General features: G+C 44.4%; 12 protein-coding genes. 4 read left to right on the top strand and 8 right to left on the bottom strand.

Going from position 1 to position 15,276, the window contains the following annotated elements; genetic code table 11:
* Positions 1 to 171: 171 nt before the first annotated feature.
* From yqiA to nudF, 4 genes are read right to left on the bottom strand one after another with little or no spacing between them, the layout of a single operon-like run.
* Positions 172 to 777, bottom strand: a complete 606-nt coding sequence (gene yqiA, locus IHV80_RS02255) for an esterase YqiA (RefSeq protein ID WP_192889936.1) — start codon at positions 775 to 777, stop codon at positions 172 to 174.
* 15 nt (positions 778 to 792) lie between these two features.
* Positions 793 to 1,617, bottom strand: coding sequence for a 3',5'-cyclic-AMP phosphodiesterase (gene cpdA / locus IHV80_RS02250; RefSeq protein WP_192889935.1), 825 nt, complete (start codon positions 1,615 to 1,617; stop codon positions 793 to 795).
* A 59-nt stretch (positions 1,618 to 1,676) separates the two neighbouring features.
* Entirely contained in the window at positions 1,677 to 2,117 is a 441-nt protein-coding gene (locus tag IHV80_RS02245; RefSeq protein WP_192889934.1) for a DUF1249 family protein, read from the bottom strand.
* A 4-nt stretch (positions 2,118 to 2,121) separates the two neighbouring features.
* Complete coding sequence (gene nudF / locus IHV80_RS02240; RefSeq protein WP_192889933.1) at positions 2,122 to 2,751, bottom strand: ADP-ribose diphosphatase; 630 nt, start codon at positions 2,749 to 2,751, stop codon at positions 2,122 to 2,124.
* Positions 2,752 to 2,978: 227 nt separating this feature from the next.
* On the opposite strand from nudF, the gene tolC reads away from it, so the two are divergent.
* On the top strand, positions 2,979 to 4,298 hold the full coding sequence (gene tolC, locus IHV80_RS02235; protein WP_192889932.1) for an outer membrane channel protein TolC: 1,320 nt from the start codon (positions 2,979 to 2,981) through the stop codon (positions 4,296 to 4,298).
* Positions 4,299 to 4,464: 166 nt separating this feature from the next.
* Here the strand turns inward: tolC and hldE are convergent, their stop codons facing one another.
* The 3 genes from hldE to IHV80_RS02220 form a co-directional block, all read right to left on the bottom strand.
* Positions 4,465 to 5,895 (bottom strand): bifunctional D-glycero-beta-D-manno-heptose-7-phosphate kinase/D-glycero-beta-D-manno-heptose 1-phosphate adenylyltransferase HldE, encoded by a 1,431-nt coding sequence (gene hldE / locus IHV80_RS02230; protein WP_192889931.1) that lies wholly within the window; start codon positions 5,893 to 5,895, stop codon positions 4,465 to 4,467.
* A gap of 120 nt (positions 5,896 to 6,015) precedes the next feature.
* On the bottom strand, positions 6,016 to 8,865 hold the full coding sequence (gene glnE / locus IHV80_RS02225) for a bifunctional [glutamate--ammonia ligase]-adenylyl-L-tyrosine phosphorylase/[glutamate--ammonia-ligase] adenylyltransferase (RefSeq protein ID WP_192889930.1): 2,850 nt from the start codon (positions 8,863 to 8,865) through the stop codon (positions 6,016 to 6,018).
* A gap of 392 nt (positions 8,866 to 9,257) precedes the next feature.
* Positions 9,258 to 10,514 (bottom strand): methyl-accepting chemotaxis protein, encoded by a 1,257-nt coding sequence (locus tag IHV80_RS02220; protein ID WP_192889929.1) that lies wholly within the window; start codon positions 10,512 to 10,514, stop codon positions 9,258 to 9,260.
* A gap of 97 nt (positions 10,515 to 10,611) precedes the next feature.
* On the opposite strand from IHV80_RS02220, the gene IHV80_RS02215 reads away from it, so the two are divergent.
* Positions 10,612 to 11,361: a potassium channel family protein gene (locus IHV80_RS02215; RefSeq protein WP_192889928.1), complete on the top strand. Its 750-nt coding sequence runs from the start codon at positions 10,612 to 10,614 to the stop codon at positions 11,359 to 11,361.
* A 39-nt stretch (positions 11,362 to 11,400) separates the two neighbouring features.
* On the opposite strand, the gene IHV80_RS02210 is transcribed toward IHV80_RS02215, so the two are convergent.
* Complete coding sequence (locus tag IHV80_RS02210; RefSeq protein ID WP_192889927.1) at positions 11,401 to 12,918, bottom strand: CYTH and CHAD domain-containing protein; 1,518 nt, start codon at positions 12,916 to 12,918, stop codon at positions 11,401 to 11,403.
* A gap of 207 nt (positions 12,919 to 13,125) precedes the next feature.
* On the opposite strand from IHV80_RS02210, the gene IHV80_RS02205 reads away from it, so the two are divergent.
* Positions 13,126 to 13,806, top strand: a complete 681-nt coding sequence (locus tag IHV80_RS02205) for a TIGR00153 family protein (protein WP_192889926.1) — start codon at positions 13,126 to 13,128, stop codon at positions 13,804 to 13,806.
* A 128-nt stretch (positions 13,807 to 13,934) separates the two neighbouring features.
* Positions 13,935 to 15,197 carry an inorganic phosphate transporter gene (locus tag IHV80_RS02200; RefSeq protein WP_017077661.1) on the top strand — a complete coding sequence of 421 codons (1,263 nt, stop codon included), beginning with the start codon at positions 13,935 to 13,937 and terminating at the stop codon, positions 15,195 to 15,197.
* The last annotated feature ends 79 nt before the right edge of the window (positions 15,198 to 15,276 follow it).

Raw genomic sequence — 15,276 nt, 5'->3', positions numbered from 1 at the left:
ACTATGAACCTTCATAGTAGAGCGAACGAGCGAAGTATTGGGGAATATAGTCTGGAAGCTGAGTAATGATGTCAAGCTAGTTCAAAAACTAAGACATCAAACTATGATATTTCACCATTGATAGATGAAATAACAGGCAAACAAGAGAAATAACTCTGTGGGAGAAACAGATTAAAGATTTAGAAAGGTGACGATTTGTTGTGGGTAGCGTTCAAAATCAACAAAGCTATGATCCCCGCCCTCTTCTACTGTTTGTGTTGCACCTTGGTACTTCTCTACCGCTTGTCGGTAATCCAGAACTTCGTCTTCCGTTTGCTGAAGTAACCAGAAATCACTCGGCTTAGCTAAAGCCGGCACCTCTAATGCCTTCAGTTCATCAATATGCTTTGCTTCTAACACATATCGTTCATCTGTGTATGGGTTTACTTGCTCACCTAAATAATCAGCAAGCAGCTCATACGGCTTCACTGCAGGGTTTACAACCACCGCTTTGAAACCATAGTGACTATTCAGCCATGTTGAAAGATAGCCACCCAACGAGCTACCGACTAACGCGATCTGATATTGATCTTTATATTGCTCCACTAGCTGCTGTAAATGCAGAGCTGCTTGCTGAGGGAAACTCGGCAGTTGAGGAGTTACAACTTTAATATCAGCGCGATGTTGAGCGCAGTACTCAGCCATCACTGTCGCCTTGTGAGAACGTGATGAACTGTTAAAACCATGAATATAGAGAAGCAGTGATGGTTTTGCAGTTTGCTTGAGAAATTCAGACATCAGTAACAACCTTCATTAATAACCAGCGGCTTCAAAATCAGGTAAAAACTGCCCGTGAGGCAAACGGTGAACTTGCGTACTTACCGTGCCATCTTGATGCAATTCAATCTCTCTCCAACCAGGAGACAAAGTATCGACGGCAAAGTCATCTGAATTCGGTTTGAATTGCACGCAAGTCGACGGTGTTGCCATGACTTGTACACCATGATGATCTCGGTTCATGTCTTGATGAACATGGCCACACAGCACTGCTTTCACATTAGTGTGCTGTTGAACCACGTCCCAAAATTGGTCTGCATCTTTCAGGTTATGTTGATCCAACCATGCACTGCCAACCAATAGTGGGTGGTGGTGTAATAGAACCAAGGTATTGCGTTCAGGGAATTCCGTCAGCTTTTGTTCGAGTAGATCAAGCTGTTGATCACTGAGACGCCCATGAGGTACACCAACTACTTGCGAATCCAGCATCACCATCTGCCAGTTATCGCCTAGCAATACATGCTCAACGCACTGTATTTGTGGTGATGGTAAAACACTGCCCATATTAGGCTTGAAGTCATGGTTCCCTGGCAGCCAATAACATGGCTTTTCCAAAGGTTGAATCCCTGACTCAAATTTCTGGTACGACTCTGCACTGTGATCTTGAGAGATATCACCAGTAGCCAAGATCGCTTCATAATCGAAGTCCTGGCTAACAATGCCATCGACTACAGCACGAAAGCTATCTTGAGTGTTGATGCTTAATAAGCTGCCATTGCTCGGCGCAAACAAATGCGTGTCCGTTAGCTGCACAAGCTTAATAGTGCTCTCATCAAATTTTGAAGTGTGTGATAATTCCAAAATAACAAATCCAGATACGTTACTGTTTAGACTTAAAAAGTGTTGTTAAGTAGGCTCAATTAAAAGGCAATTGGAGTTCGGCTGATACCAGTTTTTAAACAAAACGTTAACCATTCTCCAAGAAATTTATTCAATTGAAATTTCTCGTCCTTTTGAAGAAGCTTAGTGTTGGGATAGTCATATTTCGCTTTGACTCGTGAAAAGTCCCCGCTAGCGCATACTTCTGCAACTCGAGCGTCGTGATATAGCCTGACAGACATTTCTGGCAAAGGAAACACTGGCATCGCGTCACTCTGACATATATCTATTAATGTGGTGTATTTTGTGACCTCATTCACTGTCAATTGATACACCATATTAACGGCTTGGTAACAGCGAACGTCACCAACCTCATGCCCAACAGGTAACAAAGCGTTAAGTTTGGCATAATTGGTTTCGTAAACTCGCATCAATTCAGCAAGATCAACATGATACGGTTTTTTGACCGCTATATTTGGCATAACGTTAATCTATCCACTCTGACTGTAATTCTTGGTAGTTCAATTGTAGCCACTGCAACGCAATGATCGTGGCCCCATTTTCAAACACACCCTCTTTTACTAACTGATAAGCCGCTTCGCGACTCATCACTTGTACGCGAATATCTTCACCTTCGTAATCCAATCCGTGTACCCCTTTTGCTGTCGTGGCATCAACGCAGCCAACAAAGACGTCAAGTCTTTCTGAACAGCCTCCAGATGAAGGGTAATACGAAGTAATCGGTAATACAGATCCGACTTCGACTCCCGCTTCTTCCATTGCTTCACGACGAGCGACGTCTTGGGGGGATTCGTCCGTATCAATGATCCCAGCAACAATTTCGTATTGCCACGGGTTTTGATGCTCTAAAGCACCGACACGGATCTGCTCCACGATCACAACTTCATCACGGACAGGATCGTAAGGTAACAAAGCGGCGGCATGACCACGCTCAAACATCTCGCGTTCTATCGGTTGGCTCCAGCCTCCCTCAAAAAGCTTATGCTTGAATGTGTACTTCACCATTTTAAAAAAACCACGAAACAGCGTCTCTTTTGAGACTATTTCCACATCTTGCGGAGTAAACTCATGTCGTTGATTGTCATACTGTTGCATTTGGTACCTCACTAAGTGATCTTTACAGTTTACTCATTGTCCGAGTTAACTACCAAGGATAAGGTTCAACTTTTTATATAAAACTTACAATTAAAGTTAAGTTTTGAAAAATAAATATTGCACAAGTGGACAGTTAACTGTAAAAAAGTGCAAAGTTTCGAGTAAATTACCACCAAACTGGGTTAAACTCTTTTAAAGAAAATTCCATAAAAGGCAGGAATAGGAAAATGAAAAAACTGCTTCCACTATTTATCAGTGCAGCAATTGGCAGCCTGAGTTCGTCAGCTTTCGCTGATACGCTAGCTGAAGTTTACGACCAAGCAAAACAGAACGATCCACAACTTCTTCGTTCAGCAGCGCAGCGCGATGCCGCTTTTGAAGCAGTAACGTCAAGCCGTAGCTCTTTGTTACCGCAAATCAATTTAACGGCTAACTACGACATTAACCGTGGCGATCGAAGCGATATGAGCAATGACAACAACCAATGGGGTGTTGGCATCGGTTTCAGTCAAGAGCTTTACCAGCGTTCTTCTTGGATCACACTAGACACGGCAGAGAAAACTGCTCGTCAATCTGATTCAGCGTATGCGGCAGAGCAACAAGCTTTGATCCTTCGTGTTGCGACAGCATACTTCGAAGTACTTCGAGCTCAGGATAATCTAGAGTTTGTTCGTGCAGAAAAAGCCGCGGTTGCTCGTCAACTAGAGCAAACTAAGCAACGTTTTGAAGTAGGTCTTTCAGCAATCACCGATGTACATGATGCGCAAGCTCAGTACGATGGCGTATTGGCTGACGAAGTTTTAGCAGAAAACACTCTGATAAATAACTACGAAGGTCTACGTGAGATCACTGGTCAGGAACACTCTAACCTAAGCATCCTAGATACTGATCGTTTCTCGGCAAGCAAGTCTTCTGAATCTGCATCTGCACTTGTTGAACAAGCAGAGCAAAAGAACCTTAGCCTTCTTGCATCACGTATCTCTCAAGACGTAGCAAAAGATAACATCTCTCTAGCAAGCTCTGGTCACCTACCAAGCTTAACGTTAGATGGTAGTTACGGTCTTGCAGAACAGACTGACAGCTCTACCAGTGCAAATGATTACGACTCTGACAACCTAAACATTGGTTTGAACTTAGTTGTACCTCTATACACCGGTGGTAGCACAACTTCTTTGACTAAACAGGCTGAATACAACTACGTTGCAGCAAGTGAAGATCTAGAAGCCACTTACCGTAGCGTTGTAAAAGACGTACGTGCATTCAACAACAACATCACAGCTTCGATCGGTGCTCTACGCGCTTACGAACAATCTGTGGTTTCAGCTCAGTCTGCTCTAGAAGCAACAGAAGCTGGTTTTGATGTGGGTACTCGTACTATCGTTGACGTACTAGATTCGACTCGTCGTCTATACGATGCGAACAAAAACCTTTCAGATGCTCGTTACAACTACATCCTAAGTGTACTTCAGCTTCGTCAAGCGGTTGGTACACTAAGCGAACAAGACATCGTTGATGTAAACGCAGGTCTAAAAGTAGCAAACAAGTAATTCTTAAATCCTAATTAAAGATTCTAATCAGAGTCTTTAATAAAGTGACTAGATTACAGTTACAAAAATGCCGCTCATTGAGCGGCATTTTTTTATCTATCAAAAGTTAGATTTACAATCTGACTAGAAGCTTGAGGCTAAAGGTTTGATACTAGAAGGCTAAGGGTTAACCTCGGCCACCTTTAATAGCTTTGATGATTTCAGTCGTAGAGCAACCATCTTCAAAGTTAAGTACTTTAACTTCGCCACCAGCCGCAATCACTTCCGCACCGCCAGCGATATCTTCAGGTTTATAATCACCACCTTTCACCAAAATGCTTGGCAATACTTCAGAGATCAAACGTTGAGGCGTATCTTCAGAAAACGGAACAACCCAATCAACCGCACCTAAACCAGCCAATACCGCCATACGACGATCGGTTGGGTTCACAGGGCGCCCAGGACCTTTCAAACGTTTCACTGAGTCATCCGTATTAACGGCAACGATCAAACGATCACCTAACTCAGCCGCATGGTTCATGTAAGAGACATGACCAGCATGAAGAATATCAAAGCAGCCATTAGTCATAACCACTTTCTCGCCTTTCGCACGAGCTCGCTTAACCGCTTCAACCAGTGCCGCTTCAGAGATCACACCGTAGTCAGTATCTTGGCTACCATGAATCGCTTCCGCGAGTTCAATCGTAGATAACGTTGACGTACCTAGCTTACCAACAACCACACCAGCCGCTGCGTTCGCTAATGCACACGCTTCATCCAGTGGCTTACCAGCAGCAACAGACGCAGCCAGTACTGAGATAACGGTATCGCCTGCACCAGTAACGTCATAGACTTCTTTGGCTTGAGTCGGTAAGTGGAATGGTGCCAGACCTTTACGAAGCAGCGTCATACCATGTTCACTACGAGTCACCAACAAAGCTTCAAAGTCATACTTTTCAATCAAGGCTATGCCTTTCTCAATAAGATCTTCTTCAGACTTAACCTTGCCTGCAACCAACTCAAATTCCGACATGTTTGGAGTAAGCAAAGTTGCACCGCGGTAGCGTTCCAAATCAGCGCCTTTCGGATCGATAAATACAGGAACATTAGCCGAACGAGCTTTTTGGATAAAGCTCTGTACGTGCTCAAGTGCACCTTTCGCATAATCAGATAGGATAACCGAACGTACATTAGGTAGCGCTTGTTCCATGCGAGACAAGACCAACTCCGGATCTGTGTTCTCAAATTTGTCTTCAAAATCAAGACGAATCAGCTGTTGACCTCGGCTCATTACTCGCAGTTTAGTGATGGTTGGGTAATCGTCCAACTCAACAAAGTCGCACTTAACATTGAGCGCACCTAAGGTGTTTTTTAACACCTCAGCAGGTTCATCTTTACCAGTCAAACCAACGACATGAGCATGACCACCAAGAGAAGCAATATTCATCGCTACATTGGCAGCACCTCCAGGGCGCTCCTCGTTATTTTCTACTTTCACAACGGGTACAGGTGCTTCTGGTGAAATACGGCCAGTTGGGCCATACCAGTAACGATCAAGCATTACATCACCGACAATAAGAACACCTGATTGGCTGTAGTCAGGTAGAATTGGTTTCATTGTTGAACTCCAAAAATCGAATCTGGCTAGAGTCTAGCACACTGATTACAGTGGCTAAACCATATAAAAATAAGTAAAACCTATCTCGATAGGCACTGTGATAGATAAGCAAAAGACAACTTATGCTTCCATCCATTGCTTCCAAGCTTGAACAACATGTTCTCTTTCCATTTCGAACTTATCAATCGCTACGTCTGCATCTAGATTGAGTAAGTTTCGATGATGAATTTCATCGCGTAGCGTCGTATACGCATTCATTAATGCAACACCTTGTTGCTCATCCATAATCCCTTGCGACAACAAACTTTCAAAGATTCGTACATTGTCACACCAGCGGGTAAGCTTTGGTTTTTCGTTGCTGTATCTCAGTACTAAGTATTGAGCTAAGAACTCGACATCAGTAATACCACCCGCATCCTGTTTAAGCATAAATCGGTCAGATTTTTTTCCGCCTAAATGACCACGCATCTTTTCACGCATATCCACAACAGACTTTTTCAGCGTCGCTTCATCACGCGGCAAGCACAACACCTCATGACGTGTTTTGTTAAACGCAGAAGCCAATAGCTCATCGCCATAAATCATACGAGCGCGAGTCAGAGCTTGATGCTCCCATGTCCAAGCGTCTTGGTGTTGATACTCATCAAACGCATCTGTAGGGCTAACCAACAGGCCAGACGCTCCTGAAGGACGTAAACGTGTGTCGACCTCATACAAAATTCCGGAAGCGGTTCTTGTCGAGAAAATATGGATGATGCGCTGAGCCAATCTTAGATAAAACTGGCGTCCATCAATCTCTTTCTTACCATCAGTATAGATGTGTACCGGACAGTCGTGCATGAACACAATATCAAGGTCGGAGTTATAACCGAGCTCCCAGCCTCCAACTTTGCCATAACCAACAACCGCAAAACCGCGACCTTCTCGATCTTTTACATGAGTGGGCTCACCGAACTTAGCTGACACTTGCAGCCACGCTTGGTTAACACCAGCTTCAACAATCGCTTCCGCTAAATAGGTAAGGTGATCACTGACCTTCATTACAGGCAAAGCGCCCGCAATATCCGCGGCAACAATTCTCAGAATACAAGTCTGCTTAAACTGACGCAGACCTTCCATCTGTTGCTCCATATCGTCTTCAGGAATACGAGCAAGATAATCACGCAACTCTGTTTTATACGACTCTAATGGCACAGGGTTATAGAGTTGCTGAGGGTCGATAAGTTCATCTAAAAGAATAGGATAACGACCAAGCTGCTCCGAGATCATCGGACTCGCTGTACACAGGCGAACGAGTTGAGTCAAGGCGGCAGGATGTTCATCAAGCAGCTCTAGATAGGTGGTTCGAGTCACTATCTTTTGCAGTAAATGCAACACGCGTGACAAGCCAAACTCGGCATCTTTGGCGGTATATAAGGCTTGGAATACTTTAGGCATCAAACGATTGAGAACTTCGCGCCCACGAGGGCCGAGGGTTTTCTTAGCCAAATCAGCTTTAAATTGAATGATCGTTTTAGCCGCTTGAGGTGGGCTAGCTACCGCTATGTCATGTTCTAATACATGCTCAATCACATCCGGTTTACGAGCCATATCCCACAGCTCACTAAAGTGACTCGCAATTGGATTGGCGTCTTCTTCTTCAACCCCAATCAAGTCTTCAAATACGGTGTGTACATTCGCCATGTGCGCACGGGTCGCGTCAATCAAACCATCCCAATCAGAAAATTGCATCGCTATCGCTAGCTGTAATTGCTCTTGCTCGTTGTCAGGTAAGGTCTGGGTCTGCTTATCTCCCATAGCTTGCAATAGATTTTCAAGGCGACGTAAAAACAGGTAAGCATCACGTAAGTGACCCACCTCTTCAGTTTCTAGCAAACTCAGAGCTTCAATCGCACTTAGCGTTTCAAGTAGACCTCGCCCACGAAGGCTTGGTTCACGGCCGCCTCTGATCAGCTGAAATACTTGAGCAATAAACTCCACTTCGCGGATGCCGCCAGAGCCCAGTTTGATGTTGTTCGATAAGCCACGACGACGAACCTCACTGCCAATCATCGACTTCATGCGTCTTAACGATTGAATGGCACTGAAATCGATATAACGACGGAACACAAATGGGCGTAGCATCTGGCGAAGCTCTTGGTACTGAGGATACATTTCACAGCCCATGACTCGCGCCTTAACCATCGCGTAGCGTTCCCAATCACGGCCTTGCTCTTGGTAGTAATCTTCCAGCGCAGCATAGCTCATCACCAAAGGTCCACTCTCACCGAATGGACGCAGACGCATGTCGACGCGATAACAGAATCCATCAAAAGTTTGCTGATCGAGCGCCTTGATAATGCGTTGCCCTAGGCGAGTGAAAAACTGAGCATTGGCGATACTTCGTCGAGCACCTTGTGTTTCGCCATTTTCAGGGTAGGTAAAAATTAGGTCGATATCCGAAGAAAAGTTAAGCTCTCCGCCACCCAACTTCCCCATACCGATGATCAACATAGGCTGCGCTTCGCCTTGTTCATTGCAAGGAGTGCCCCACTCTTTACAGCAAATGTCGTATTGCCATTGATAGGTCTCGAAGATCATCGCCTCAGCTAACATCGATAAATGGCTTAAGCTCTGTTCAAGTTGCCAAGAGCCCATAAAGTCACGCCATGCAATATAGGTCATTTCTCGGTTGCGGAATTGGCGCAACACTCGTTGACCACTCATTTCATCAGTACAATTAGAGAGAAGCTCTGCTAATCGCTCACGATATCCTTGAGCACGTTCATCGCACTTGAGCATGTCTGGTAAAGCGCTCGATAAAACCGAATCACGCTGCAGGCATTCACCAATGAAGCCGCTCAAACCTAATACATACTTAAGATCGTCAACAAGTGGTTCAGACCACGCATTAATGGCTTCACTTTGATGTTCTAGTAAATGCTCAAAAGCAGACTGCGAATGAGTAACGAGTTGAGGAGGCAATGGCATGTTTCTTCCTTGTGTAAGCTGCGCGCTGAACAATCGGTTTATCGGTTCAGTTCTTCAGTAACGAGTTTTAAAAGCTAACACCAATCACAGTAAGTGTTCAGAAATAGCGTAGAAAAAAGCTTGAGAATAAGGCAGCTCTTTTCGACAAATAGTTTCGATAAGTAGTTATTCTACAATCAAAAATTCTAACGCAGTTATCGAGATTTTTAACAAGCTAGGGTGACCAGTTATTGACTACGATTGATATAAGATAAGTTATACCAAATTACGCCAATAAAAAACGCCCACATTAGCAATGTGGGCGTTTTATCGATTAACTTATCTGGTTGAGCTTACATCTGAGAAAAGTTTCTGAGAGTAAGCTTTTACGGATAAAGACCAAGCGCTAAGGATTAAACCTTAAACTGCTTAATCTTACCGTCAAGTTCTTGTGCGTTGCTTTCCATAAGCTGAGAAGTCTCAAGAAGTTCACCAACCACCACAACAGACGCTTCAACGAGCTCCCGAACATTGGTTAGGTTGACACTCATCTCTTCAGCGACACTACTTTGCTGACCCGCAGCCGTCGCGATCTGGAAATTCATATCATTGATTTGGTTTACTTGGCTTACGATACCATCAAGCTCCGAGCCTGCATTGGTAACAAGTTCAACGCCTTCAGCCGCTTCCACCACACTTTTTTCCATCAGCTCTACCGCAGAATTTGCACTGCTTTGTAGATGACTGATCATGTCTTGAATTTCTACCGTCGCTTGCTGAGTGCGCTGTGCAAGGTTACGAACCTCATCAGCAACCACGGCAAAACCACGACCCGCCTCACCCGCACGCGCCGCTTCAATCGCTGCGTTCAATGCCAGTAAGTTGGTTTGTTCTGAAATGCCTTGGATAGTACCAACAACGCTACCAATTGAGTCAACACGCTCTTCAACTTGGTTTACTGCCGCAGCAGAGGCTGCGATGTCTGAAGACAACTCACTCATCTTAGAAACAGAGCCTTGGACAAATTTCTGGCCAGTAAGAGCCTGACCTGAAGCCTGCTCAGTCAAAGATGAAGCGTTTTGCGCATGCTCAGCTACTGTTTGGACTGTCGATGTCATCTCACTCATCGCTGTCGCAAGCTGATCGATCTCATTGAACTCTTCTTGAGCCGAATCTTTGGTTTCCGACATACTGATGGTCATTACTTCTGTCAGAGCAAACAGCTCATCTGAAGACGCAATCTGAGCTTTAACCATGTCATGCAACTGAACACGTGTTTTCTCAAGCTCACGTGCCACATCACCGTATTCATCTTTACAGTCCATTTGAATAGGCACCGATAAGTTTTTATCGGCCATAGTTTTAATAGCGTCGTTAAGATATTGAGTTTGACGCAACATCACGCGAGCTGCCGCTAATAGAAGAACCACAAAAACAACGATCATTAAGGCTGTTTGCCAAGCCACTTGAACTAGGTAAGTCTCATAATGCTGTTGTGCAACTTGAGCATTATTCGTTACAGCAAGCAATGAATCGTAAAACGTACTTGCGTCCCATAGCTGTTTCGAAATGATCAAAACAGTGCTGAATACCATTAGCATGATCATTTTCGGAACGAGACGAACGTCAGAGATTATCCTTTCCCACGGCTTGAATGACAGTTTAGTCATTGTCAGTTCTCCATTAATTCTTATATATTGATGGCTTCTATATCCGCGAGGTGGCTATGTCAGTCAAAGTTCGCGATTTATTTTGAGCCTCGTATGAATGTTGAATAATACCAAAGACGCCACCAAGCCGATGAGCTTATTGTCACTGATTCTCTCTTTCTTAGCGTTATTTGTGATCTCAGGCTTATTGTTCGTACCGATTGATAAAGAATCGAAACAAGTCCTTATCGGCCTCGATTTTGTAATCTGTAGTGTTTTTCTTTTTCAGCTCACAATTGATCTATTCAGATCACAAAACAAAAAAGAATATCTAAAAGTACACTGGATCGATTTCTTAGCAAGCATCCCTATGATCGAGCCTCTTCGTTTCGCTCGCATTTTTCAGATTTTGCGTGTCATTCTTGTTCTCCGTTCAGGAAAACGTGTTCTCAGAGAACTATTTCGCAATCGTAAAGAAACTACCCTCGCCTCAATTATATTGCTGTTGGTCATTCTCCTGACCATAGGAGCAGGAACAATACTGCTGTTAGAGCACAAAGATCCCAATGCCAACATCACCACTGGACAAGATGCTTTATGGTGGGCTTTCGTCACCATCAGTACGGTGGGATATGGCGATCATTATCCTGTCACAAGCTCAGGAAAATTAGTCGCCTCTCTGGTGATCATTTGCGGTGTGGGGGTGTTTGGTATGATTTCAGGCTTGATTACCTCTTTAATCACCTCTCCAACTCATCACGAGAGTCAACGAGCGGAAAACAAAGAGAAGCATCTTGAGAAAATCATTGAGCAGCAACAAAAAATCTTAGAACGCCTAGAAAAGCTTGAGCAACAGACAAAAAAATAGGGCCGGAGCCCTATTTTCAAATTCATATAGATACAGAATTTAGTCTTGCCAGTATGGCTCAACCTCGACACTGATTTGGCGCGTCTGTTCCATCGCATGCAGAATGGACACTTCTTGACGAGCCAACCAACGCTCTAGCTGAACCTTCTCATCGCCTTCCAACTTCTCAGTCAAAGGCTCTAATGTTTTAAGTGCCAGCAAGTCATCAATACCTTGCACCATATCGGCCCATGGCAAACGGAAGCTGTTGCGCTCATCGTCGTCATACAAACTCGCGAAACCGACGCCAGAGTATAGATTACGCATCAAACGGTATTGCTGATCAATATACGCTTGGCTGGTCATAACTCGCTCTGGCGGGAAAGCTTCCATCAAGTCTGCCCATGTACGATCGAGTTGCTGCACCGAAAACCATTCGATACCACGACCCATTTGCTCACGCGCTTTCTCATCTAAGAATGGTTGCCATCCACGAGACAAGATCCAACGGCTTAGGTCTAACAACAAACCGGTATAACGAGCAGAGCTTAACAAGGTAAGCAGGTTTTCACGATCAGGAAGCTGTTCCTGCATCTCTTTCAGCTCAGCGACTAAGAACTTGCGCGCATCAAGTTTACGCAGCACGTGGCCTTTATCTTCCAACAAATCTTCGAAATGGTCATAGCTTTTCAGCCAATCGAGCTCTTGCTCAAGCCACTTCAACTCTTGACGTAAAATAGCACTCGCGCGTCTTGGCACGATGCCACCATAAATAGTGAAGGTTTGACGGATAAAACTCAACGAGTGACTGATCTCATGCAGCGCTTCGATTGATTGGCGCTCTGTGAAGATCTGCTCGTGATAGTGCCAATGAGCGAGAGCATGCTCTAAAGATTGAATGAAACACGATTCAACGGTATCAGTTTTGCCAGTATCAACTAATGTCAAAGGAGTGACTTCATCTCCTTGATAACCCTGAGCAAGACGATAGCCCTTAGCCGCTTTGCTAAGGTTGCCTAAGCGCATGCCGCCTTGCTCGCAGAATTGACGAGACAAAGTAAACAGAGCATCGGTTTGACCTGATTTAAGTTCTAATTCGACTTCGCAAATGGGTTCTTGTAGGCCACCAGACTCGACAAAACCTTGGTCAAATGCCACTTCAACTTGGCTGCCATCAGGCATACCCACCAGCCACTGTTCACGGGTAAAGTTGGTAGAGAACAAAGGCGTCAGCTCTGCTTGTAAGGTTTCAATGTCCTTACCTGCTGGCCAAATATCCGCAGGATGTAAGGATAACTTAGGCTCATTGCTGTCGTGTTCTGCGTTGTATTCTGGTCTTTGATGCAAGCCAGCAACCACGCGACCTGCGGTCTTAACGGTTTGTACAAATACGTCATCAAAACGTCGAATGCGCAAGCCTGTATCGTGCTTGCGTAGCCAGTTGTCAGGGGTGTCAAAGTAGATGTTACCTAGCTCACGACAACTGTGCTGAAGTACTTTAGTTTCAGCAATTTTATTGCGTAAAGTCTCTGAAAAATCAGGAGAAACAAAAAACTTCAGTTCTATCTCGGTTTCCATAGTTATACCTTTCTGTGAAGATAGGGACAGGATATTGCCAATTTGAAAAGTCAGCAAGTCAGAAATATCGCCCTTATGATGATCTAAAACAGTTTTAATGAGACATTGATTAGGTTAACATGCGCGACTTTGTAGCCATCGCTTAACATTTCACCATGAATATGGTGTATGTTGTTTTAAGGTTATTATTTATTAGGTTGGATGACCATGCCAGTAAATACAATTATGGGGTTATTTGCAAAGTCCCCAATTAAACCTTTGCAGCGTCACGTAGTATGCGTGAACGAATGTTGTTCTCACCTAGTTAATTTTTTTGAAGTTTCTTCAAAAGGTGACTGGGAAAAAGCATCTGAAATTCGAGCTCAAATTTCTCACCTTGAGAAAGAAGCTGACGTACTAAAACGTGAAATTCGCCTTAAACTTCCTCGCGGTTTGTTTATGCCAGTTGATCGCACCGACATGTTGGAGCTTTTAACTCAACAAGACAAACTAGCAAACCTAGCGAAAGACATTGCTGGCCGTGTGTATGGTCGTCAACTTGTCATTCCTGCTCCAATGCAACAGAACTTCATCGCTTACGTTAAACGTTGTCTAGATGCAGCGAACCAAGCACAAAACGTAATCAATGAATTAGACGAATTGCTTGAAACTGGCTTTAAAGGCCGTGAAGTAACACTCGTTGCTGAAATGATTCATCAATTAGATGTAATTGAAGATGACACGGACGCGATGCAGATCGAACTACGCCAACAACTTATGGCGATAGAAGAAGGTCTGAATCCAGTTGACATCATGTTCTTGTACAAGATTCTTGAATGGGTTGGTGGTATTGCAGATCAAGCACAGCGTGTTGGCGCTCGTCTTGAAGTAATGCTTTCTCGATCTTAAATCATACGTTAACCATATAACGAAGAGCACTTTTTAACCAAACCACTTATGCGCTGAGTATTCCTCTCGCTGAGCGGTTTTTTGCGTCTAAATTTGTTCCGCTTGTTATCAAACAACTAGGTATTACGATGGATATCCTTGCTAACTACGGCACTGTCCTGATTATTGTTGCAGCAGCTTTCGGTTTCTTGATGGCTATTGGTATTGGTGCAAATGACGTTGCGAATGCAATGGGCACTTCAGTAGGCTCTAAAGCTCTAACCGTTAAACAAGCGATCATTATCGCAATGATCTTTGAATTCGCAGGTGCTTACCTTGCGGGCGGCGAAGTAACAGACACGATCCGTAAAGGTGTTATCGAAACGTCTCTATTCGCTCATCAACCTGATGTACTTGTGTACGGCATGATGTCTGCACTACTAGCTGCTGGTACATGGTTGCTTCTAGCATCATACATGGGCTGGCCAGTATCAACGACTCACTCAATCATCGGTGCAATCATCGGTTTCGCTTGTGTGTCTGTTGGTACAGAAGCCGTAGACTGGAACAGCGTTCAAGGCATTGTGGGTAGTTGGATTGTCACACCGTTGATTTCCGGCATCTTCGCCTATCTCATTTTTGTAAGTGCCCAACGACTGATATTCGATACAGAAAATCCGTTGTTTAACGCTAAGCGTTTTGTGCCTGTGTACATGTTCATTACAACCATGGTCATTGCACTTGTAACGATCAAGAAAGGTCTTAAGCACGTTGGCCTTCACCTAAGTGGTACTGAGGCATGGTTATGGGCAGCAGGAGTTTCTGCTCTAGTCATGGTTGGCGGTTACTTATACATTCAAAAGAAATTTGCTAATCGCGAAGAAGACCATGGCTTTGCAGGCGTTGAAGGTATCTTCAGCGTACTTATGGTTATCACAGCTTGTGCAATGGCATTCGCACACGGTTCAAACGACGTAGCTAACGCGATTGGTCCACTGTCTGCTGTTGTTTCAACTGTTGAGCACATGGGTGAAATCTCCGGTAAGAGCACTATCGCATGGTGGATTCTTCCACTAGGTGGTATTGGTATCGTTGTTGGTCTTGCTACCATGGGTCATAAAGTAATGGCGACTGTGGGTACTGGTATTACAGAACTAACACCTAGCCGTGGTTTCGCAGCTCAGCTTGCAACTGCGTGTACCGTTGTTCTTGCTTCTGGTACTGGCCTTCCAATCTCAACCACACAAACATTAGTTGGTGCGGTATTAGGTGTAGGTTTTGCTCGTGGTATCGCAGCTCTGAACCTAGGCGTTGTGCGTAACATCGTTGCTTCGTGGATTGTAACGCTACCTGCAGGTGCTCTACTTGCTGTTGTGTTCTTCTACGCAATTCAGGCTATGTTTACTATGTAATAGCCCTGACGTTAGTAAATATTAGCGTCAGAAAACGGTGAGCTTCGGTAACGATATGTAAATACCATGTCATTATTGA

The organism is Vibrio bathopelagicus, from assembly GCF_014879975.1.
Classification (GTDB): domain Bacteria; phylum Pseudomonadota; class Gammaproteobacteria; order Enterobacterales; family Vibrionaceae; genus Vibrio; species Vibrio bathopelagicus.
Note: the sequence above shows the minus strand (reverse complement) of the source record. Positions and strands in the feature narration are given on the sequence as shown.

Bases quoted from the DNA above. Each gene is read 5' to 3' on its own strand.
- IHV80_RS02200 (WP_017077661.1), top strand. From the start codon at position 13,935: ATGGATATCCTTGCTAACTACGGCACTGTCCTGATTATTGTTGCAGCA.
- IHV80_RS02245 (WP_192889934.1), bottom strand. From the start codon at position 2,117: ATGCCAAATATAGCGGTCAAAAAACCGTATCATGTTGATCTTGCTGAA.
- nudF (WP_192889933.1), bottom strand. From the start codon at position 2,751: ATGCAACAGTATGACAATCAACGACATGAGTTTACTCCGCAAGATGTG.
- tolC (WP_192889932.1), top strand. From the start codon at position 2,979: ATGAAAAAACTGCTTCCACTATTTATCAGTGCAGCAATTGGCAGCCTG.
- IHV80_RS02220 (WP_192889929.1), bottom strand. From the start codon at position 10,514: ATGACTAAACTGTCATTCAAGCCGTGGGAAAGGATAATCTCTGACGTT.
- IHV80_RS02210 (WP_192889927.1), bottom strand. From the start codon at position 12,918: ATGGAAACCGAGATAGAACTGAAGTTTTTTGTTTCTCCTGATTTTTCA.
- IHV80_RS02205 (WP_192889926.1), top strand. From the start codon at position 13,126: ATGCCAGTAAATACAATTATGGGGTTATTTGCAAAGTCCCCAATTAAA.
- yqiA (WP_192889936.1), bottom strand. From the start codon at position 777: ATGTCTGAATTTCTCAAGCAAACTGCAAAACCATCACTGCTTCTCTAT.
- IHV80_RS02215 (WP_192889928.1), top strand. From the start codon at position 10,612: ATGTTGAATAATACCAAAGACGCCACCAAGCCGATGAGCTTATTGTCA.
- hldE (WP_192889931.1), bottom strand. From the start codon at position 5,895: ATGAAACCAATTCTACCTGACTACAGCCAATCAGGTGTTCTTATTGTC.
- glnE (WP_192889930.1), bottom strand. From the start codon at position 8,865: ATGCCATTGCCTCCTCAACTCGTTACTCATTCGCAGTCTGCTTTTGAG.